Genomic DNA, 539 nt, shown 5'->3' with positions numbered 1-539 from the left:
CCAGCGCGTCCACACCGTTGTCGAGCGTCGCGGAGAACAGCAGGCGCTGCCCGCCGCGCGGCGTGCGGTCCAGGATGCGCTTGACGCCGGGCAGGAAGCCGAGGTCGGCCATGTGGTCGGCCTCGTCGAGCACGGTCGTCTCGACGCCGTCGAGGGTGAGCAGCCGCTGGTTGAGGAGGTCCTCGAGCCGGCCGGGGCATGCGACGACGATGTCGACCCCCGCGTCGAGCGCGGCGACCTGCTTGTTCTGGGAGACGCCGCCGAAGATCGTCGTGGTGTGCAGGCCGAGCGTTGCCGCCAGTGGGGCGAGCGTCGCGTCGATCTGGTTGGCCAGCTCGCGTGTGGGGCACAGCACCAGGCCGCGCGGGCGGCGCCGGCCCGACGAGCGCCCGCCGGCCAGCCGCAGGACGAGTGGCAGCGCGAACGCCAGCGTCTTGCCGGAGCCGGTGCGGCCACGGCCGAGGACGTCGCGGCCCGCGAGGGAGTCGGGGAGCGTGGCGGTCTGGATGGGGAACGGTGCGGTGATGCCCTGGCCCGCG

1 protein-coding gene is annotated in these 539 nt (G+C 74.4%); it reads right to left on the bottom strand.

Annotated elements, in window-relative coordinates; all coding sequences use genetic code 11:
• On the bottom strand, positions 1-539 hold a 539-nt coding region (locus QMC84_RS22385), incomplete at both ends, for a DEAD/DEAH box helicase (protein ID WP_300378890.1).

Origin of the sequence: Nocardioides sp., assembly GCF_030019515.1 — a bacterium.
GTDB lineage: Bacteria > Actinomycetota > Actinomycetes > Propionibacteriales > Nocardioidaceae > Nocardioides.
Note: the sequence above shows the minus strand (reverse complement) of the source record. Positions and strands in the feature narration are given on the sequence as shown.